We start from the raw sequence: 19896 nt of genomic DNA, 5'->3' as shown, positions 1-19896 counted from the left end.
CGCGGTGCCGATCTTCGCCCTCTTCGCTGCCGGGGTCACACTGCGCGGCACCGACCTGGGCGCCCTGCTGAGCGACCCGATCGTGATCGCCATCGTCGCCGCCCTGGTGTTCGGCAAGAGCATCGGCATCTTCGGCTCGACCTACCTGCTGGCCCGGTTCACCCGCGCCGAACTGGACGAGGACATCACCTGGACCGACCTGCTCGGAATCGCCCTGCTGGCCGGCGTCGGCTTCACCGTCTCGCTGCTCATCGGCGACCTGGCGTTCGGGGCCGGAAGCACGGCCGACGACCGGGTCAAGGCCGCCGTGCTGCTCGGTTCGCTGATCTCCGCCGGGCTGGCCGCCACCGTGCTCAGCCGCCGAAACGCGGCGTACCGGAGGGTGGCGCAGCGGGAGCGGTTGGACGCCGACGGGGACGGCGTACCCGACGTCTACCAGCACCCCGACGCCCGCTGACCACGCCGGCGCTGCCCGACGGAACCATGGCGCCGAGGGGTGGCGCGGCGCGGGTTCGCCGTCGTGCCGCGCCGCCGCACCAACCGCGCGCGCTCGCGCTCAGTGGCGACGGTCGGCGGGCGGCAGGTCCTCGGTCTCCTCGACCAGTGCCTCGGCCGTCGGCCCGGTGAGGTCGTCGCCCGGCACCGCCACCGCCTCGACGCGATCCTGCTCGTCGGGCTTGCCGCCGCGCGGCGGCTCCGGGGCGGTGGCACCGCCGGCGTAGCCGTACTCGTTCGGTTCGTCGTGCCGGCTCATCTGGTCATCCTCCCGCTCTTCCCGTTTCACCTGTCGAGGCCAACGGTAGGTGGTGATCGTCCCCGGCGCAGCGCCCCGCTGATTGTCGACCGGACCACGGGGGTGAGCTGCCGAGCGCCGCCCCGAGCAGCTGACGCAGGGCGATGATCGCCACCGCGCCGGCCAGGCCGTTCCAACCCGGTTCGCCGGCGAGCCGGAGCAGGCCGGCCCCGACGAGCAGGTCCAGCAGTACCCGGACGCCGCTGCGCAGCGCCCCGGTGGTGAGCGTGGTGAGCACCCCGGCGACCAGCGCCAGGGCGGTGACCGTCGTGACCAGGGCGCCCATCACGCTCGACGCTCCCCCTCGGCCACCTGACGCTGCTCCTGACGGATCTCGCGGCCCAGGAAGTAGTTCAACGCCGTTCGGATCGTCGCGATGGCGGCCAGTTGGCCGATCTGCGTGAACGACGGGGACACCGCCGTACGCAGCACGTCGGCCGCCAACTGGAATTCCAGGCCGAGGGTCAGAAAGCGGCCCAGCGACAGCCGGATCGACGTGAAGCGGGCGGCGCTGCGGTGTCGCAGCCCTTCGACCACGAACCGCACCGCCGCCCACACCGCGCCAACGAAGATCACCAGCGCGCCGGCCACCTCGACCACGGCAACCAGCACCTGGTCGCCCTGACGCAACAACTCGGCCGGCTCCACCCCGGGCCGATACCCGCCCTCCGGGCAGCTAGTCGGCGCTCAGGTCAGCTCGTTCACCGCCTCCAGGATCAGCCAGAGACCCGAGATGGCGAAGAGGATCGCGGCACCGTACTTGATGGTCTTCTCCGGCAACCGCCGGCCGAGCATCCGGCCGACCAGGATGGCCAGCGCGTCCGCGGCCACCATGCCGATGGTGGAGCCGAGCCAGACGCCGAACCAGCCGTACTTGGTGGCGAGCGTGATCGTGGCGAGCATCGTCTTGTCGCCCAGCTCAGCGAGGAAGAACGCCACCGACACCGCCACCAGCGCGGTCTTGTTGGTCTTCTCCGCCTTGCGCTTCTCCTCCTCGGTGAGCTTGTCCCCGCGTAACGTCCACGCACCGAACCCGAGGAACGCCACGCCGGCGACCAGGGAGATCCACTCGGTCGGCAGCACCGCCCCGAGACCCGCGCCGATGGCGACCGACGCCAGGTGCACCACAGCGGTGGCGACCGTGATGCCGATCAGCACCGGAATCGGTTTGAACCGCGTGGCGAAGGTCAGCGCCATCAGCTGGGACTTGTCCCCCAGCTCGGCGACGAAGATGACGCCGAAGCTGACGACCAGCGCGGCGAAAAATCCCTCCATGACGTCCTTCCCGTTCACGCCGGGAGGAGGTACAGGGGCGCCCTCGACCCGGCTGCAACAGCCTGAGTCGAAGGTCTCGCCCGCCCCGAGAAAACCGGGGCCGCGTGGCCGGATGCGGAACGCACCAGTATGTCGACCACGACATTGGGGGCTACTCCCCTTCGCGCGTTCAGCCTATCGGATCACCCCCGGACCGGCCGAGCCGGGTGAACAGACTCACCGCGCCCGCGCCAGCGTGACACCGAAGAGCCCGTCCGGATCGGTCCAGAACTCCGCCGTGGCGAAGCCGGCCGCGGCCAGCTCCGCGGCGATCCCCTCCCGGTGGAACTTCGCCGAGACCTCGGTACGCAACTCCTCCCCCGCCGCGAAATCGACTGTCAGCCCCAGCACCCGCACGCTCATCGGCCGGGTCGCCCGCAACCGCATCTCGATCCACTCGTGGTCGGGATCCCACACGGCGACGTGCGCGAACGCGGCCGGGTCGAAATCGGCGCCCAACTCCCGATTGATCACGTGCAGCACGTTGCGGTTGAACTCGGCGGTGACCCCGGCGGCGTCGTCGTACGCCGGCACGATCACCGACGGGTCCTTCACCAGGTCCGTGCCGAGCAACAACCAGTCGCCGACCTCCAGAGCGGCGCGCATCGCCGTCAGGAACTCGGCCCGCTCGGCAGGCAACAGGTTGCCGATGGTGCCGCCGAGGAACACCACCAACCGCCGACCGCCGGTGGGCAGCCGGTCCAGTTGCCGGGTGAAGTCCCCCACGATGCCCCGCACCCGCAGGCGGGGATAGTCGGCCGCGATCTGGGCGGTGGACCCGCGCAGCGCACTGACCGACACGTCGAGGGGGACGAACGTGCCCAGCCCACCGCGGCGGGTGAAGGCGTCCAGCAGCAGCCGGGTCTTCTCCGACGAGCCGGAACCCAACTCGATGAGCGTCTTGGCCCCGGTCAGCGTCGCGATGTCGGGAGCGTGCACGGCCAGCACGGCCCGCTCGGCCCGGGTCGGGTAGTACTCGGGCAGTCGGGTGATCTCCTCGAAGAGTTCGCTGCCCCGGGCGTCGTAGAACCACTTCGGCGGCAGCCACTTCGGCTCGGCGCTCAGCCCGGCCCGGACGTCGTCGCGCAGGCCACGCTCCAGGTCGCCCTCTTCGAGGTAGATCTCCAGGGGTTCCGCTGTCATCGGTTCGCTCCTTTCGTTCGATCAGCCGTTTCGTGCCTGCCCGGCCCCGCTCACCGGGTCGGCAGTGGACGTACCCGCACCTCACCCGGGGTGGCGACGAGGAGGTGCCCCTCCGGCACCGACCGCCACCCGGGATCGTCGTCATGCGGTTCGGACGCGAGCAGCACCGAACCTGGCGACTCGCGCACCGACAACGCGTGCCCCGCCACGCTGGCCACCACCCGATGCCCGTCGGTGAGCAGCAGGTTGAGCCGCGACCCGGGGGCGGCGGCGGCGACCTCGGTCACCGTCCGCCCGAGCGCCTCTACCGGGTCGGCGCCGGCGCGCAACCGATGCCGCACCAGCGCCCAGAGCAGCGCCGAGTCGGTCGAGGCGTCCAGAGTGAGCAGGTCACGCACCGGCAGACCGGCGGCGAGCGGCACCACGGCGTCCGGCCAGCCGCGGACCACACCGTTGTGGCTGAACAGCCACCGCCCCTCCGCGAAGGGCGCCGCCGCACCGTCGAGCACCGCCATCCCGACCGTGGCCGAGCGCACCGCCGCCACCACCGCCGCGCTGCGGGTCACCGCCGCCAGTTGGGCGATGGTCGGGTCGCTCCAGATCGGCTGCGCCCGCCGGTACCGCACCGGCTCACCCTCACCCGGGTACCAGCCGACACCGAACCCGTCGGCATTGATCGTGCCGCCGCCACGCATGTCGCGAGGCGCCCAGGACTGCCGCACCAGCGAGTGCGGAGGGTCGAACAACAACTCGGCCAGGGTGACCGGCGGCCCCAGGTAGGCCAGGTGGCGACACATCAGCGCCCCCGGCCCGCCGCCGGGCCGCCGGTCGTGCGGCGACTCACCGGTACGACTCGTCCGGTCGCGCGTCCCGGGCGCAGCGGAAACCGCTGAAGATCTGCCGGCGGATCGGATAGTCCCAGTTACGGAAGGTGCCCCGGCAGGCAGAGCGGTCGGTGCCGAACGAACCACCACGCAGCACCCGGTGATCGCTGCCGAAGAAGACCTCCGAGTATTCCCGGTAGGGGAACGCGGCGAACCCCGGATGCCCGTCGAACGCTGTCGAGGTCCACTCCCAGACATCGCCGATGAGCTGGTGCACACCCAACGGCGAGGCGCCGCCCGGGTACGCGCCCACCGGCGCCGGCCACAGATGGCGTTGGTCGAGGTTGGCGTGCGCCTCGGTCGGGTCGTCGTCCCCCCAGGGGTAACGACGCGAGCGCCCGGTCGTCGGATCCCAGCGGGCCGCCTTCTCCCACTCCGCCTCGGTCGGCAGCCGCTTGCCCGCCCACGCCGCGTACGCCTGCGCCTCGTACCAGCACACATGAACCACCGGCTCGTCGGCGCGGACGCGCGCCCACTGACCGAAGCGCCGATACGACCAGTCGTCGCCGTCGGAACGCCAGTGCATCGGGGCGGTCAGCTGCTCCCGAACCCGATGCTCCCAGCCGGCATCGCTCCACCAGCGCTGTTCGGTGTAGCCGCCGTCGGCGATGAAGGCCGCGTACTGGCCGTTGGTCACCGGAGCGGCGTCGATGACGTACGCCGGGAGGTCGACCCGGTGCGCCGGACGTTCGTTGTCCAACGCCCACGGATCGGTGTCGGTGCCCATGGTGAACTCGCCGGCCGGCACCAGCACCTCCGCGCCGACCCGGACCGACGGCTCGGGCGGCGCCGGGGCGCGCAGCACCGCCGGCCCCGAACGCAGCTGGTGGGTGGCGAGCATGGTCTCGTCGTGCTGCTGCTCGTGCTGCACGATCATGCCGAAGGCGAACCCGTCGGCGACCAGCGGCCGCTCGGTGAAGGTCACCGCGTCGAGCAGGTCGTGCACCTTGTCCCGAACGGTGGCCAGGTAGGCGCGCGCCTCCGCGGGCGGCAAGAGGGGCAGCGCGGGGCGGTCCCGGCGCGGCTGCTTGAACGCGTCGTACAACTCGTCGATGTCGCACCGGACCGGCTCCCGGCCCCCGACGTCCCGGACCAGCCAGAGCTCCTCCTGGTTACCGACATGGGCGAGGTCCCAGACCAACGGCGACATCAGCGGTGAGTGCTGGCGCATCAGGTCGGCGTCGTCGACCGCCTCGGTCAGCACCGCGGTGCGGGCGCGGGCCCGCGCCAACTCCACAGCGATGTGGTCGCGCAACCGCTCGCCGTCGACCCGGCCCGCCTGCGGGCCTCGCACCACCGGCTCACTCCTCGCGCTCACTGGTGTCTCCTCTCCGCGGCGGCCAGCCGCTGGCGTAGCCCTCGCCGGATCTCGTCGTGGGTGCTGGCCGGCAGCTCCAGTCGTGGCATGGTGCTCACGGCCAGGTCGAGCAGGGCCGCCGCGGCAGCGGCCAGCGCCGGGTCGGCCAGGCCGTGTCGGGCGGCGGCCGACCAGCGGTGCGCCACCGGCGTGGCGATCGTGTACGCCTCGCGCACGGTGCCCGGGTCAGCGAACAGGGCGGTCAGCACCGCCAGTGGCAGCCGCCAGCCCCGATCGGGTTGGGCGTCGAGGTAGCGCAGCTCCAGGTAGCCGCGCGGCCGTACCGGCGGAAAAAGAGTGCTGACGTGGTAGTCGAGGTCATCGGTGGTGGGCGGTCGTGGCAGCGCGCCGTCGAGCCAGTCGGCGAAGGTCACCCCGGGCGGCGCGGCCCAGTCGGCGCCGTGTCGGCGCAGACAGAGCAGCGGCGCGGCGAGCACGTAGCTGATCCAGGAGTCGATCGGATCGTCCTCGGTTCGGAAGGGCGACCAGACCGGGCGGGTGCGAGCCGGGTCGATGGCCAGCCAGGCGGCCATCCGGGCGGAGGCCCAACCGGTGCGCCGCCCAGCGTGTCGGGTGGCGGAGGCGAACGCCGCGAGCAGTGGGGGCCCGACCGCGTGGGCCGCGGCCCACCGGGCAGGGACCTGGTCCGGCTCACCGGCGTCGAGGCAGATCTGCAGGCCGGCGGTGCTGTACATCATCGTGCGGCCGGCCGGGCCGTGGCGGTCGAAGGCTCCGCGCATCGCGCGGTAACGGGGAGTTTCCACCACCGGGCGGGGCCGTCGGTGGGGGTCGATGCCGCTGCTGCCGAGGATCAGCCCGGCGGCGGCCAGCAGGTCGGTGACCTGGGCGATGTCGGCCTCGGTGGCGCGGATCAACACGGCGACCGAGGGGCGGGGCGGGGTGGAGATCTCCAACTGGCCACCCGGCTCCAGGGTGACCATGCCGCCGTGCCGCAGCGGCTCGGCTGGGCTGGTGGCATCCAGCGTGGCGGGGCTGTGCCGCCCCAGCGCCGCCCGCAGCCGCGTCGCGTCGACGGGGCGGGCGGGATCGGCGGCGTCGTGCACTGTCCATTCCAGTTCGACGCCGGTGTGGATGGGTGGGCCGGTCTTGAAGCAGATCCGGGCGAGGTGTCGGACTGCGGCTGCGGACTCGCGCAGGATGGCGCTGCGGTCCAGGTCGGATGACGTCACCAAGGGTCGGGCCCCCTCTCCGTGTGCCAGGTCCGGCACACTCTGCCACCGTAAACCCACCCACCGACACCGTCGGAGGCGTGCACGGTGCCACCAACCTCTGTCTAACAGACGAATTTCCGAAGCAGGGCGGAACCAAACCGCTCCCACCCCCGACTGGTCAGCCGTCGGCGCGGTGGCCCGGTCCCGGCGGTGACGGCGGGGCTTTCCCCGAAGGGGACGGCCTGCGCTTCGCCGACTCGGAGGGTGTGACCTTCGCCGGCTCGGACGGCTTCGTCTCGGGTACCAGCCGCTGGCAGTACGCCTCGACCTCGGCAGGGCCGCCGGCGGCGGTCACCAGCTTCTGGAAACCCGGCGTGCGCAGTGCCTTCTCCCGCTGCTCGGGCTTCTTCGCCCGCCACGCCCGGCACAGTCCGTGCACCTGGCCGGCGGTGGTGGGACCGGCCGGCGGCGTGGCGGTGACCGACGGCGACGCACCCGGCGGCGACGCGAGGCCGGGACCCACCGACCGATCGGGCTCGGCCGACCGGGACGTGCCCTGGTGCGGCGAGGGTGACGGGCGCGACGGTGCCGGTGCGACCGGGTCCGGCCCCCGCTCCTGGGTGACCGCGGCGAAGGCGGCTCCGGCGGTGGCGGTGGCTGCCACCGCGCCGATCCAGGCCACCGCGCCGGTGGTCATCCGGCGACGGCGTGGCCGCTGCGGCACGGCCGGCGGGTTGACCCGGGCGGCCCGGAACGCGGCCACCGCGGCGTCCTCCCCGGCCAGTTCGCCAGGGCGGACGGGGCCGGCCGCCGCGGCGAGCAGCGCGGCCACCGGCTCGGCTGGGGGCACGTCGCGGGCGCTCAGGTGCGCCTCAGGTGAGTTCGCGTCCACTGCGGCGCGGGGGCCCTGATCCAGCGTGGCGTCCGGCCGGGCAGAGGCCGCGTCGAGCAGCCGCTCGGTGTCGGCGTGGTCGGCCCGCCGGAACGGGTTCATCGGGAGTCCTCTCACGTCAGCCGTCCACCGGTTCGACGTGCGATGCCCGCACGGCGGGGTTGCTCCCCACCCGCTGCGGTGGCACCCCCTCGACCCCGAGCGACGACTCGGCCGGGCTCTGCCGCTCCAACAGGACCGCGAGCCGGCGTAGGCCACGGTGGGCGGCGGTCCGCACGGCGCCGGCCCGGCGGCCCAGCACACGGCCGGCGGATCCCGCGTCCAGCCCGATCACGGCCCGCAGCAGGACGGCTTCGGCCTCCCGGGGCGGGAGGGTGGCGATCAGCGCGAGGGCGGTCTCGGTGCCGAGCGTCTCGCTGGCTCGCTCGGCGGTGTCCGCGTCGCTGGCGAGCTCGGCGAGCGCCTGCACCGGGACCGGGAGCGAGGGGCGGCGGCGCATCCGGCGCAGGTGGTCCATCGCGCGGTTACGGGCGATGGTGACCGCCCAGGCCCGGAACTCGCCCCCGGTGAAGCCGGGCAGGTCCCGGGAGATCTGGAGCCAGGTCTCGCTGGCGACGTCCTCGGCGTCGGCCCCGACGAGCGCGGTCAGGTACCGCAGCAGCCCGGGCTGGAGGCTGCGATAGAGAAAGCGGAACGCTTCCTCGTCCCCGGCCTGCGCGGCGGTCACCACCTCCGACAGGTCGGCGGTCATGCGCGGTCCACGCATCGTTCGAGGCGTGTCGGCCCGACCAGCCGGGCTGGCGCGCACCACGAGGCACGAGTCGTCCGCCCGATCAGCACCGGTACCGCACCGCCCTCCACCGCTCTGATTGTGCCCGCGACCACGATTGTCGGGGCGGCGTGTCCGGGGGCCGACGCCAGGGTGGTCGGTCGGCGCGCTGCGCGCCGAGGTAGCCGGGAGGGCCCGAGCCGGGCTAACGCTAAAAGGGGGCTCACGACGCGACAAGTCGGCGTCGTGTCACGGAAGAGTGACAATTATCAACCCGACTCGACGGCGCGTCGTCGTAACGGGCAGTACGCGACGGACGCCAAGCACGCCTGGAGGCGGTTTCTTGCCACCATTGACGACCTGAGCGACGGAAATAGTCGCTTTTCGTGACAGTGCACATCCACACCGTCACGAAGGGCTGGCGTCCACACAGGTCAGGCCGGATCAGCCGGTCTGAACCAGCCGACCGGCGGCCCTGCCACGGTGCGCCGCCCCGCGCCACTCTAGGTACGGTAATGCGGTGTTGTCATCGGAGGTCGTACTCAGCGGTCGCTACCGCTTGGACGAACGTGTCGCCACGGGCGGCATGGGCGACGTTTGGCGTGCCTCCGACCTGATCCTCGGCCGGCAGGTGGCGGTCAAGGTTCTCCTGCCGGCGCTGGTCTCCGATCCCGATTTCATCGCCCGGTTCCGGGCCGAGGCCCGGATCATGGCGGCGCTGCGGCACCCCGGCATCGTGCAGGTCTTCGACTGCGGTGCGGACGACCTCCCCGACGGCGGGCGGGCGGACTACCTCGTCATGGAGTTCGTCGCCGGCGAGCCGCTGTCCAAGCGGATCGAGGCGGCCGGGCGGCTCGACGTGGCCGAGACGATGTCGATCGTGGCCCAGGCGGCCGCAGCGCTCAACGCTGCGCACCGCGGCGGCATCGTGCACCGCGACGTCAAGCCCAGCAACCTGCTGGTGCAGGAGGACGGCACTGTCGTCCTGGTGGACTTCGGCGTGGCCCGCTCCACCGACATCACCAGCATCACCAGCACCAACGCGGTGCCGGGCACCGCCCTCTACATGGCTCCCGAGCAGGCCGCCGGAAGGCCGGTCAGCGGCGCCACCGACATCTACGCCCTGGGCGCGGTCACCTACTGCTGCCTGACCGGCAGTCCGCCGTTCACCGGCGACAATCCACTCCAGGTCGCCGTGCGGCACCTGGACGACGAGCCGCCGGAGCTGCCGCACGACATTCCGGAGGCGGTCCGCGCCCTGGTGTCGCGGGCCCTGGCAAAGGATCCGCTGGAGCGGTTCACGAGCGGAGCGGCGATGGCCGAGGCCGCTCGGACGGCGGTCACCGGCGGCGAGCCGCCGACCGCGATGGCCGGGCCGGTCGCGCTGCGCGACGCTGGGCCGGGCACCCGGGACGGACGTGCCGGCCGGGGCGGCGGTGGCGGACGGGCGCCAGCGACGGCGGGGTCCGCTCGTCGGCGCGGCGGCGGCCATGCTGGTCGCGCTGGTCGGGCTCGGCGCGGCGCTGGCCGCGACGCGTGACGTCGGCGACAACCCGGCGGTCAATCTGCCGGCCACCTCGCCGACGGTGGCGCCGAGCGGCCCCGTCGACCTGCCCGCGGCGAACGAGCAGATCACCAGCGTCGAGCCGGGCCGGCCGGACCGGCCGCACGTCCCCGGCAACTCCCCGTCGGCGTCGGTCTCCGCCACGCCGACCCCGCAGCCGAGCCAGACCGTCAACTCGCCGACGCCGTCGGTGGGCGTCACCTCGGCACCGCCGCCCACCAGCGCGGCGCCGACGACGGCCGCGCCGCCGACGACCAGCGCGCCCGCTGATCCACCCGCCACCTCCAGTGCGCCGGTCGAACCGGAGGTGCCGGCGGGCGGTTGATCCGACCGCCGCGCCGACCCCCGCCAGTCCCATCAGCACCGATATCCCCAAAACGGACTTACGGCGCCGAAGACGCCTCTAGGCTCTCAGCAGGCTATTTACACCATCTGCCGCGGGAGCCTGGGTGAGCGCTGAAAAGCTGGTCGTGATCGGTCAGGGGTACGTCGGACTGCCGCTGGCCATGCGGGCCGTCGAGGCGGGCCTCGATGTTGTCGGTCTCGACGTCGACGCCGACCGGGTGAAGCGTCTCGCCTCCGGCGAGTCGTTCGTCGAGGACATTCCGGCCGACCGGCTGGGCCGCGCGTTGGGCAGCGGCCGCTACCACCCGAGCACCGAGTACACCGACGCCGCCGGGTTCGACATCTGCGTCATCACGGTGCCGACTCCGCTGCGCGACGGGACCCCGGACCTGAGCTTCGTCGAGCAGGCCGGCACCGGTATCGGCCCGTACGTACGCCCGGGCTGCACGGTGATCCTGGAGTCGACCACCTATCCGGGCACGACCGAGGAGTTGCTGCGCCCGCTGTTGGAGTCGGCGAGCGGCCTGACCAGCCCCGGTGACTTCCACCTCGGCTACAGCCCTGAGCGGATCGACCCGGGCAACCCGACCTGGCGCCTGGAGAACACCCCGAAGGTGGTCTCCGGTGTGGATGCGGCGGCGCTGGCCCGGGTGGACGCGTTCTACCAGCGCCTCGTGGAACGCACCGTAGCGGTGGACTCCACCCGCGTCGCCGAGCTGACCAAGTTGATCGAGAACACCTTCCGCCAGGTCAACATCGCGCTGATCAACGAGCTGACCATGCTCTCGCACCACCTCGACATCGACGTCTGGCAGGCGATCGACGCCGCCTCGACCAAGCCGTTCGGCTTCATGCCGTTCCGACCCGGCCCCGGCGTCGGCGGGCACTGCCTACCGATCGACCCGTGCTACCTGTCCTGGCAGGTCAAGCGCCGTCTCGGGCGGCAGTTCCGGTTCATCGAGCTGGCCAACGACGTCAACCACGAGATGCCCGAACACGTCGCACAGCGAATCATGGGAGGGCTGAACCGGGACGGCCGGGCCGTCAGCGGCGCCCGGCTGCTGCTGCTCGGTCTGGCGTACAAGAAGAACACCGGCGACATGCGCGACTCCCCCGCTGCGGACGTGGCCCGTCGCCTGCAGTCTCTCGGCGCCGAGGTGCACGCCGTCGAGCCGTACGCCGAGGCGCACCAGATCCCGGCCGGGATCACAGTGGTCAAGCTCAGCGAGCGTGAGGTGCGCGCGGCCGACGCGGTGGTGGTGGTCACCGACCATGACACCTTCGACTACGACCTCGTGGTCAGGCACGCGCGCTACGTCTTCGACACCCGCAACCGGTGCGTCGGCCCGACGGTCGAGCGCCTGTAGACCCGGCACCGCTGGCCGGTCCCGCCGCCGGGGAAGATGGCGGGACCGGCCGGCGGATGTCCGTCCGGTCCCTGGGCTCTGACCCGGCCGGTCCGGACCCCGGCGACCGGGTCACTGGTCGGCGAGCGCCTCGACGACCGGGCGGGACAGCGCCCGGCGGGCCGGCAGCACCGAGGCGAGCAGGGCGGCGAGCACCGCGACACCGAGGATCAGCCCGAGCTGGCCGAGCGGCAGCACCACGTGGAAGTCACCGCCGAGGCGGTCCAGCAGGGCCATCGCGGAGGCGCTGACTCCGGTGCCGAGTCCGACTCCGAGCACCGCGCCGACCAGCGCCATCAGCACCGCCTCGACGGCGAGCACCGCCCGCATCCGCCCCCGGGTGAGCCCGACCGCCCGCAGCACGGCGTTCTCCCTGGTCCGTTCGACCACGGACAGGCTCAGGGTGTTCGCCACGCCGACCAGAGCGATCACGACGGCCAGACCGAGCAGCGCGGTGACGAAGGCGAGCAGCATGTCCACAGTCCCGGTGAGCATCTTCTTGTAGGCGCCCTGGTCCATCAGGTTCACGGTGGGGTAGCGGCCCAGCACCACAGTGATCGCGTCGCGGGCCCGCTCGGCGCTCACCCCGGCGGCGGGGTCGATCTCGGCCAGGTAGCCGCGTCGGGCGGGGAAGAGCGCGGCGAAGTCCTGGTCGGACAGGTCGATGACGTGACCCGCTGGCACCTCACCGTCCGGGGTGTCGTCGGTGACCACGGCGGCCACCCGGAACGCTTTCCCCCTGACTGTCACCGAGGAGCCCACCTCCCAGCCGCGGGCCCGCGCCAACTCGCGGTGCACCAGCACCTGCCCCGGCCCGACCCGCTCGGCGTCGCCGGCCAGCACCCCGCTCAGGGTCCGGCCCACCAGCGCCGGGTGGGCCGCGCGGATCTCGACGTCGTCGGCGACAGTGCTGCGCTGCTCGTGCACCACACCCAGTTCGGGACGGGAGGCCAGCTCACCGACGAGCGCGGCCGGCAGGTCCTGACCGATTCCGCTGACCACGAAGTCCGTTCCGATCTGGGCGTCCACGCTGCGCTCGATGCCGTCCTTGGTGCTGCGCGCACCGACCATGAACGCCGAGACCAGTCCAATGCCGATCACCAGCGCGGTGGCGGTCGCGGCGACCCGCCGTGGGTTGCGCACCGTGTTGCTGACCGCCAGTTCGCCGACGGCGCCGAGCACTCGTCGGACCGGCCAGCCGAACACCCGGGCCAGCGCGGGGACGAGCACCGGCCCGAACAGCACGATCCCGAAGAAGGTGAGCACCCCACCGACGGCCACCAGGAGCAGCTGACCGGCGCTGGCGGCGCCCGCGAGGGCGGCCACACCGACGGCGAGGACCACCGCGCCGATGCTCAGCCGCGCCCGGCCGGCACCCCGGCTGGGCTGTACCGCGGCGTCGGTGAGCGCGGCCACCGGGGCGATCCGCGTCCCCCGCCAGGCCGGCAGGAGGGCGGCGCACACGGTGATCCCGGTGCCCAGCAGCAGGCCGGTGAGCACTGTCGAACCGGTCACGGTCAGCCCACCGGTGACCGGCACGTCCAGGTGGGACAGCACCAGCCGCAACCCGGCGGCGAGGGCCACCCCGAGCAGCACCCCGAGCGCGGAGGCGACCAGCCCCAGCACCGCCGACTCCAGCAGTGTGGACCGGAAGACCTGTCCCCGGGTGGCACCGATCAGGCGCAGCAGCGCGGTCCGTCGGGTGCGCTGGGCCAGCACGATCGCGAAGGTGTTGGCGATCACGAAGCCGGCCACCACTATCGCGACCCCTACGAAGATCAACAGCAGCATGCGGAACTGGTCCACGTTGCGCACCGCGTCCTCCACTGCCTCGTCGAGGATCTGCTGGCGGCTCTTCACAGTGGCTTCGGCGCCGGACACGGCGCGTACCTTCTCGGCGAGCGCGGCGACGTCGGCGCCCGGTCGGGCCGCCACCATGATCCGGCCGTAGCCCCGCTCGCCGGTGAGGGTCAACGCGTCCGGCCCGACCAGGCCGACGAACGGACCGCCGACGTCGCGGGCGGTGCCGGCCACGTCGACGGTGCCCACCAGGGTGTACGGGCGGGCCGCCCCACCGGTGGCGCCGATCCGGACCGCCGCGCCGAGCCCGAAGCCCTGCTCGGCCGCCGTCGGCGCGTCGAGCACCACCTCCCCGGCCCGGTCGGGCAACCGGCCGGCCACCACGTCGTACGAGCGCAGCGCGTCCTCGGTCGGGATCGCGACGAGCATGGTGAAGCCGAGCACCGGCCGACCGTCGGCGCCGACGATCCCGGCGGTGTTGGTCAGCTCACCGGCGGCGGCGGCCACCCCGTCGACCGCCCGCACCCGGTCGACCAGCGCCGGGGGCAGCACCTCGCGGCCCGCCGAGTAGACCCCCAGGTCGGTGTGGCGGTCGAAGGTGCCGGCCCGCTCGTACGCCCCGGTCCGCATCCCGTCGACGAAGATCATCGTGCCGGCGACGAACGCGACGCCGAGCACGACGGCGAGCGCCGAGAGCAGCATGCGCAGCGCCTCGGCGCGCAGCGAACGCAGGGTCAGGCGGATCATGCGGGGCTCCCGGTGCAGGTGGCGGATCGGACCCCTCCGACGCTATGGCCGGTACCGGTCTGTCGATCTCCACCTGTGCGCTCGACCTGCGTGCGCCCCGGGTCGCGGTGCGAACGCCGGCCGCTACGACCCAGGTCGTACGCGGAGTCATCCGCCGGGCGTGACCAGCCCGCTCTCGTACGCCAGGACCACCGCCTGGACCCGGTCGCGCAGCTGGAGTTTGCCCAGGATCCGCCCGACGTGGGTCTTCACCGTCGCCTCGGCCACGTGCACCCGGGCGGCGATCTCCGCGTTGGACAGCCCTTGGGCGACCAGCAGCAGCACCTCCCGTTCCCGTTCGGTGAGCTGCGCGAGTCGAGGGTCGGCGCTGGGGGCGGCGCCGAGCTGCCCGGCGAACCGGTCCAGCAGGCGACGGGTGATCGACGGAGCCACCACCGAGTCACCCTGGGCCACCACCCGGATCGCGGCCAGCAGCTCCTCCGGCGGGACGTTCTTGAGCAGGAAGCCACTCGCCCCGGCCTGGAGCGCCGCGAACGCGTCCGCCTCGGTGTCGAAGGTGGTCAGCACCAGCACCCGAGGGCCACCCGCTGGCCGCTCGGCGCAGAGTCGACGGGTCGCCTCCACCCCGTCCATCGTGGGCATCCGGATGTCCATCACGACCACGTCGGCCTCGGTGCGGGCGAGCACCCGCAGGGCGTCCGCACCGTCGATGGCCTCCCCGACGACCTCCAGGTCGGGCTGGGATTCCAGCACCATCCGGAACCCGGCGCGGACCAGCGCCTGGTCGTCCACGATCACTACCCGGACCGTCATGCCGCGATCACCTCCGTTGCCCTCTCTGACGGTAGCGGCAGCCGGACCTCGACCTGCCAGCCCCCGGTCGGCCGGGGACCGGCGGTGAGGCTGCCGTCGTACACCGTCACCCGCTCCCGCATGCCGAGCAGGCCGTGACCGCCGGACGGCGCCGGGCTGACCAGCGGGCGGCCGCGACCGTCGTCGACCACCCGGACCACGACGGCCTCGGCGGTGTACGACAGGACGACCTCGACGCCGGCGCCGACGCCGGCGTGCTTGAGCGCGTTGGTCAGCGCCTCCTGCACCACCCGGTAGACGGTCAGCTCCAGGCCCGGTGGCAGGGCCGGTGGCACACCGGTGACGGTGCTGCGGACGTGCAGACCGGCGTCGTCGAACCGGGCCAGCAGGTCGGGCAGCTCGGCCAGCGCGAGGCGTCGGTGCTCGGGGTCGGCCGCCACAGCGAGCCCGTCGGTCCCGTCCGCGCCGGCGGGGCCGGCGTCGCGGAGTACGCCGACCAGGCGGCGCATCTCTTCGAGGGCCTGCCGGCCGGTGTCCGCTACCACCTTCACGGCGGTGCGCGCCTGGGCGGGGTCACGGTCGAGCATGAACCGGGCCCCGTCCGCCTGGACGATCATCACGGCCATGCTGTGGGCGACCACGTCGTGCAGCTCACGGGCTATCCGGGTGCGTTCCTCGGCGACCGCCGCCCGGGACTCGGCCTCCCGCTCGCGTTCCAGGGTGGTGGCCCGCTCCTCCAGGCTGAGCACGTAGAGCCGGCGGGTCCGCACGTTCAGCGCGACCAACCACACCGCGCCGGTGACCAGCGCGTACCACAGCGCGGTCACCCACCACTGGATGACGTTGGGGGTCTGCGCGGCGGCCAGCAGCACCCCGACGGCCGCGACAGCGCCGGCCAACACGCCGTCGCGCAGCCGCCGGCCGTACTTCACCACGCTGTAGAGCGCGATCAGGACGGCCACGTCGTAGATGAGTGGACCCCAGCGGGCGATGACCTGGATCAGCGCGAGCGCCGCGACCGCCACCGTCACCGCGCTCGGGTGGGTGCGGCGGAACAGCAACGCGACCGCCATCCCCAGGCCGACCGCCGTGGCCGCCCAACCGCCCGGCTGGTTCACCGCCGCGGCCAGGGAGACGAGGACCACCAGCGCGGCCACGGCCACGTCGAAGGCGACGCCGCGCAGCGGGCGACCGAACAGGGTGCGTGTCACGGTCACCCAGCGTACGTGCCGGGGCGCTAGGACTCAGCCGCCGAGGACCTCGCGCATGCGGTCGATCTCGACGGTCTGCTCGGTGGCGACGGAGTTGGCGAACTCGTTGAGCGTCAGGTCGGAGCCGACAGTGAGCAGGTTGGTGGCCATCTCGATGGCGCCCTGGTGGTGCTCGGTCATCATCCGGACGAAGAGCGTGTCGAAGTCAGCGCCACGGGCCGCCGCGAGCTGCCGCATCGCCTCTGGCGACTGCATGCCGCGCATGGTGCCGTGGTCGTGTCCCTGCACCTCCGCCGGGAGGCCACGGGTCTGCAGCCAGCCGCGCATCATGCCCATCTCCGGCCCCTGGCTGGCCCGGATGCGCTCGGCGATCGCCCGGACGTCGGGGTCGGCGGCCCGGTCGGGGGCGAGCTCCGCCATCGCCAGGGCCTGCGCGTGGTGCGGGATCATCATCCGGACGAACCAGACGTCCAGCGAGTTGTGCGGGGCGGGACCGGCGTCGCGGACCTCGTGCGCCGGGCGGGTGGCCGCCGTCTCGCCTGGACGGCCGGGCGCGATGACGGTCAGGTCGGTGGGGACGGGGCTGGCCGGGGGCGACGCGGCGGAGGTGGCAGGGGCGGAGACCGGCCGCGGTGCGCTCGTACCGGTGTCGCCGTCGAGGCGGATCACCATGAACACCACCAGCGGCAACACGAGAGCCAATGTGACGACGGCCAGGATGCGTGCGCGCCGGTTGGTCATGGGCCACTCCCTGCAGTCGAGGTCACCGCGATGCTATCCATTGAAGAACCCGCTTTCATGTGATCCAGCTCACATCGACGATCTTCGTCGGACGGTAACGTGTCAACCATCGTCTCCCCCTTGCGAAGGGCCCCGCCGATGATCAGATTCCACAAGCCACGGTTACGACAACTGCGTGTCGTGGCGCTCGCCACGACCGGCCTCCTCGTCGCCAGCGCCCTCGTCGCCCCGGCGAGCAGCGCCCAGACGGTGCCGCAGGCGGCCCCGGCTCCCGCGCTCACCAACACGATCCCCGGCGTCGACGAGATCGTCAGCAGCCCCAACCTGCGCCAGATCGCCAACCTGCCCAAGGTCGCCCCACTGGACGCGACGAACAGCGACATCGCCTTCCAGGGCAAGTACGCGTTCGCCGGCAACTACAACGGCTTCGTCATCTACGACATCTCGCGGCCCAGCGCGCCGACGGTCAAGGCCCGGGTGCTCTGCCCGGGGTCGCAGAACGACATCTCCGTCCACGGTGACCTGCTCTTCCTCTCCACCGACTCGTCGCGCAGCGACGACTCCTGCAACAGCACCACGCAGGGAGCGGACGTGAAGGGCTCGTGGGAGGGCATCAAGGTCTTCGACATCAAGGACAAGGCCAACCCGCGCTACATCAAGTCCGTCGAGACCGCCTGTGGCTCCCACACCCACACCCTGGTGCCGGGCAAGGACCGCAAGGCCGTCTACCTGTACGTCTCGTCGTACAGCCCGCGGGCCGAATTCCCGGACTGCCAGCCGCCGCACGACTCCATCTCCATCGTCAAGGTGCCGCTGAAGAAGCCGACCGACGCGGCAGTGGTCGCGACGCCGAACCTCTTCCCGGACGGTGGCTTCCCCGGCAGCCCGACCGGCTCGGCGACCACCGGTTGCCACGACATCACCGCCTACCCGTCGAAGGACCTGGCCGCCGGCGCCTGCATGGGTGACGGCATCCTGCTCGACATCAAGAACCGCGAGGCCCCCCGGGTCATCAACCGGGTCCGGGACGAGACCAACTTCGCGTTCTGGCACTCGGCCACCTTCAACAACTCCGGCACCAAGGTGATCTTCACCGACGAGCTGGGTGGTGGCGGGGCGGCGACCTGCAACGAGGCCGTCGGCCCGAACCGCGGGGCGGACGCCATCTACGACATCGCCGGCCGCGGCAACGCCCGGACGATGACCTTCCGCAGCTACTACAAGATCCCCCGGGCGAACGCCGACACCGAGAACTGCGTGGCGCACAACGGCTCGCTCATCCCGGTGCTCGGCAAGGACATCATGGTCCAGGCGTGGTACCAGGGTGGCATCTCGGTGTTCGACTTCACCGACTCGGCCAACCCGAAGGAGATCGCCTTCTGGGAGCGCGGCCCGCTGTCGGCCGACACCTTCGTCGGCGGCGGCACCTGGTCCGCGTACTACTACAACGGCCACATCTACTCGAACGACATGGTGAAGGGCCTGGACGTCCTGGAGCTGAACGACTGGCGTACCTGGTCGGCCAAGCTGACCCGTTACCAGGAGCTCAACGTGCAGACCCAGCCCAGCTACCTGGGCTGGTAGGCACCGCGCACCACACCGGGCCCGGTCCCCGATCGTCGGGGGCCGGGCCCGGCCCGTGTCCGGCGGCAGGTCGCCACGGTGGGGCTGGTCACCAGGGCGTGGGGTTGCCGGGCACCTGGTCAGACCCTGTGTCAACGTGAACAGTTGTGACAGTCGCAGCCCCGCCCGAACCGACCACGCGTTGGCGGCCCCACCCGCTGGACGTGGTGGCGGCCGTCCTCGCCGTCGTCGGGGCGGCCTGCGCGCTGAGCGGGCTACTCCCCCGGGCGGAGACCACCGCCACCCTGCACCGGATCCTGCCGCTGCTGCTGTTCCTCGGCACCGTGATCGTGCTCGCCGAGCTGACCGCGGTGGCCGGTGTCTTCGACGTGCTGGCCAGCCGACTGGCCATCGCCTCCCGGGGCAGGTGGGCCGCGCTGTTCCTGCTCTGCGGCGGTCTCGCCACGCTGACCACCCTCGTACTCAACCTCGACACCACAGCCGTACTGCTCACCCCGGTGCTGCTCGCGCTGGCCCGCAACCTGCGGATCCCCGCCGCCCCGCTCGCCGTCACCACGGTCTGGCTGGCGAACACCGCGAGCCTGCTGCTTCCGGTGTCCAACCTGACCAACCTGCTCGCCGCCGACCGGGTCGGGCTGGCACCGCTGACGTACGCGGCTCGGATGGCGTTGCCGCAGCTCGCCGCCGTGGCGGTCACCATGGCCCTGCTCTGGGTCCTGTGGTGGCGGCGGGAGCGGCCAGCCGGTGGGCGCTTCGTCCCGCCGACCCGGCACGTACCGGCCGACCCGGTGCTGCACCGTACGGCGCTCGCCGGTTGCCTGATCTTCGTCGCCGGCATCCTCGCCGGCGTGGAGATCGAGATCGCCTCCACCGTCGGGCTCGCGCTGGTGCTGGTCGGGTTCCTGGTCCGCTCCCCCGCCACGCTGCGCCCGGGGCTGGTCCCCGTGCGCCTGCTGTTCTTCGTCACCGGCCTGTTCCTGGTGGTGCAGACCCTCGGCCGGCACGGGCTGGACGACCTGGTCGGCACCCTGGTCGGCGCCGACGGCGGCGCCCTGGGCGCCCTGCGCGCCGGTGGCACCGGAGCGCTGCTCGCCAACGCCGTGAACAACCTGCCCGCCTACCTGGCCGGCGAGTCGGTGCTGCCGGCCGGTGACCACACCCGCCTGCTGGCCCTGCTGATCGGCACCAACGTCGGCCCGCTGGCCGCCCCCTGGGCGTCACTGGCCACCCTGCTGTGGTTCGAGCGCTGCCGGGCGGCCCGGGTCGCGGTGCCGGTGACCCGCTTCGTGCTGACCAGCACCCTGCTCGCGGTCACCGCGACGCTCGCCGCGGTCGGCGCGCTGCTGCTGGTGAGCTGAGCG

At 72.6% G+C, this 19896-nt stretch carries 18 protein-coding genes and 1 pseudogene; 5 read left to right on the top strand and 14 right to left on the bottom strand.

The annotated features are described in order from the left end of the window. Positions 1–457 (top strand): Na+/H+ antiporter NhaA (locus AB0B48_RS08475; RefSeq protein ID WP_357197853.1); only part of this gene is annotated, 457 nt, incomplete at its 5' end. A 99-nt stretch (positions 458–556) separates the two neighbouring features. On the opposite strand, the gene AB0B48_RS08470 is transcribed toward AB0B48_RS08475, so the two are convergent. The 10 genes from AB0B48_RS08470 to AB0B48_RS08425 all read right to left on the bottom strand — a co-directional run bounded on the left by AB0B48_RS08470 (position 557) and on the right by AB0B48_RS08425 (position 8306). Further along, positions 557–754 carry a hypothetical protein gene (locus AB0B48_RS08470; protein WP_355009870.1) on the bottom strand — a complete coding sequence of 66 codons (198 nt, stop codon included), beginning with the start codon at positions 752–754 and terminating at the stop codon, positions 557–559. Between the two features lie 4 nt (positions 755–758). Next, positions 759–1079, bottom strand: a complete 321-nt coding sequence (locus AB0B48_RS08465) for a hypothetical protein (RefSeq protein ID WP_357197849.1) — start codon at positions 1077–1079, stop codon at positions 759–761. After that, positions 1079–1441, bottom strand: a complete 363-nt coding sequence (locus AB0B48_RS08460; protein ID WP_357197846.1) for a DUF1622 domain-containing protein — start codon at positions 1439–1441, stop codon at positions 1079–1081. The genes AB0B48_RS08465 and AB0B48_RS08460 overlap by 1 nt, the downstream gene beginning before the upstream one ends. Positions 1442–1480: 39 nt before the next feature. Then, positions 1481–2068, bottom strand: a complete 588-nt coding sequence (locus tag AB0B48_RS08455; RefSeq protein WP_030338044.1) for a TMEM165/GDT1 family protein — start codon at positions 2066–2068, stop codon at positions 1481–1483. Between the two features lie 216 nt (positions 2069–2284). Continuing rightward, complete coding sequence (gene egtD, locus AB0B48_RS08450) at positions 2285–3250, bottom strand: L-histidine N(alpha)-methyltransferase (protein ID WP_357197841.1); 966 nt, start codon at positions 3248–3250, stop codon at positions 2285–2287. Between the two features lie 50 nt (positions 3251–3300). Then, entirely contained in the window at positions 3301–4047 is a 747-nt protein-coding gene (egtC, locus tag AB0B48_RS08445) for an ergothioneine biosynthesis protein EgtC (protein ID WP_357197838.1), read from the bottom strand. Between the two features lie 43 nt (positions 4048–4090). Beyond that, on the bottom strand, positions 4091–5428 hold the full coding sequence (egtB, locus tag AB0B48_RS08440; protein ID WP_357197856.1) for an ergothioneine biosynthesis protein EgtB: 1338 nt from the start codon (positions 5426–5428) through the stop codon (positions 4091–4093). Between the two features lie 20 nt (positions 5429–5448). Continuing rightward, the gene (gene egtA, locus AB0B48_RS08435) at positions 5449–6684 is read right to left on the bottom strand and encodes an ergothioneine biosynthesis glutamate--cysteine ligase EgtA (protein ID WP_357197834.1); all 1236 of its coding nucleotides are present in this window, start codon (positions 6682–6684) and stop codon (positions 5449–5451) included. Positions 6685–6841: 157 nt separating this feature from the next. Beyond that, on the bottom strand, positions 6842–7657 hold the full coding sequence (locus AB0B48_RS08430; protein WP_357197831.1) for a hypothetical protein: 816 nt from the start codon (positions 7655–7657) through the stop codon (positions 6842–6844). A 16-nt stretch (positions 7658–7673) separates the two neighbouring features. Next, the gene (locus AB0B48_RS08425; RefSeq protein ID WP_357197828.1) at positions 7674–8306 is read right to left on the bottom strand and encodes an RNA polymerase sigma factor; all 633 of its coding nucleotides are present in this window, start codon (positions 8304–8306) and stop codon (positions 7674–7676) included. Between the two features lie 538 nt (positions 8307–8844). Here AB0B48_RS08425 and AB0B48_RS08420 point away from each other — a divergent pair. Next, positions 8845–10213, top strand: a pseudogene (locus AB0B48_RS08420) (protein kinase). Positions 10214–10337: 124 nt separating this feature from the next. Then, positions 10338–11600, top strand: a complete 1263-nt coding sequence (locus AB0B48_RS08415) for a nucleotide sugar dehydrogenase (protein ID WP_357197825.1) — start codon at positions 10338–10340, stop codon at positions 11598–11600. A 111-nt stretch (positions 11601–11711) separates the two neighbouring features. Here the strand turns inward: AB0B48_RS08415 and AB0B48_RS08410 are convergent, their stop codons facing one another. The 4 genes from AB0B48_RS08410 to AB0B48_RS08395 form a co-directional block, all read right to left on the bottom strand. Then, a complete protein-coding gene (locus AB0B48_RS08410) occupies positions 11712–14186 on the bottom strand; it encodes an ABC transporter permease (protein WP_357197822.1) in 2475 nt (824 codons plus the stop codon). A 147-nt stretch (positions 14187–14333) separates the two neighbouring features. After that, positions 14334–14999, bottom strand: a complete 666-nt coding sequence (locus tag AB0B48_RS08405) for a response regulator transcription factor (protein ID WP_357197819.1) — start codon at positions 14997–14999, stop codon at positions 14334–14336. Then, positions 14996–16216: a histidine kinase gene (locus tag AB0B48_RS08400; protein WP_357197816.1), complete on the bottom strand. Its 1221-nt coding sequence runs from the start codon at positions 16214–16216 to the stop codon at positions 14996–14998. The genes AB0B48_RS08405 and AB0B48_RS08400 overlap by 4 nt, the downstream gene beginning before the upstream one ends. Before the next feature lie 27 nt (positions 16217–16243). Further along, positions 16244–16951: a DUF305 domain-containing protein gene (locus tag AB0B48_RS08395; RefSeq protein WP_357197813.1), complete on the bottom strand. Its 708-nt coding sequence runs from the start codon at positions 16949–16951 to the stop codon at positions 16244–16246. Positions 16952–17089: 138 nt separating this feature from the next. Here AB0B48_RS08395 and AB0B48_RS08390 point away from each other — a divergent pair, with 138 nt between their 5' ends. Next, on the top strand, positions 17090–18535 hold the full coding sequence (locus tag AB0B48_RS08390) for a hypothetical protein (RefSeq protein WP_357197810.1): 1446 nt from the start codon (positions 17090–17092) through the stop codon (positions 18533–18535). A gap of 146 nt (positions 18536–18681) precedes the next feature. Next, positions 18682–19893: an SLC13 family permease gene (locus tag AB0B48_RS08385; RefSeq protein WP_357197807.1), complete on the top strand. Its 1212-nt coding sequence runs from the start codon at positions 18682–18684 to the stop codon at positions 19891–19893. Positions 19894–19896: the final 3 nt, after the last annotated feature.

The organism is Micromonospora sp. NPDC049089, assembly GCF_040648775.1.
GTDB lineage: Bacteria > Actinomycetota > Actinomycetes > Mycobacteriales > Micromonosporaceae > Micromonospora.
This window is presented reverse-complemented; position numbering and strand designations above follow the sequence as displayed.

What these genes read in the sequence shown, in the direction of transcription:
- egtC (WP_357197838.1), bottom strand. Translation starts at nt 4,047, where the DNA reads ATGTGTCGCCACCTGGCCTACCTGGGGCCGCCGGTCACCCTGGCCGAG.
- AB0B48_RS08465 (WP_357197849.1), bottom strand. Translation starts at nt 1,079, where the DNA reads ATGGGCGCCCTGGTCACGACGGTCACCGCCCTGGCGCTGGTCGCCGGG.
- AB0B48_RS08430 (WP_357197831.1), bottom strand. Translation starts at nt 7,657, where the DNA reads ATGAACCCGTTCCGGCGGGCCGACCACGCCGACACCGAGCGGCTGCTC.
- AB0B48_RS08470 (WP_355009870.1), bottom strand. Translation starts at nt 754, where the DNA reads ATGAGCCGGCACGACGAACCGAACGAGTACGGCTACGCCGGCGGTGCC.
- AB0B48_RS08405 (WP_357197819.1), bottom strand. Translation starts at nt 14,999, where the DNA reads ATGACGGTCCGGGTAGTGATCGTGGACGACCAGGCGCTGGTCCGCGCC.
- AB0B48_RS08455 (WP_030338044.1), bottom strand. Translation starts at nt 2,068, where the DNA reads ATGGAGGGATTTTTCGCCGCGCTGGTCGTCAGCTTCGGCGTCATCTTC.
- AB0B48_RS08425 (WP_357197828.1), bottom strand. Translation starts at nt 8,306, where the DNA reads ATGACCGCCGACCTGTCGGAGGTGGTGACCGCCGCGCAGGCCGGGGAC.
- egtD (WP_357197841.1), bottom strand. Translation starts at nt 3,250, where the DNA reads ATGACAGCGGAACCCCTGGAGATCTACCTCGAAGAGGGCGACCTGGAG.
- AB0B48_RS08410 (WP_357197822.1), bottom strand. Translation starts at nt 14,186, where the DNA reads ATGATCCGCCTGACCCTGCGTTCGCTGCGCGCCGAGGCGCTGCGCATG.
- AB0B48_RS08390 (WP_357197810.1), top strand. Translation starts at nt 17,090, where the DNA reads ATGATCAGATTCCACAAGCCACGGTTACGACAACTGCGTGTCGTGGCG.
- AB0B48_RS08395 (WP_357197813.1), bottom strand. Translation starts at nt 16,951, where the DNA reads ATGACCAACCGGCGCGCACGCATCCTGGCCGTCGTCACATTGGCTCTC.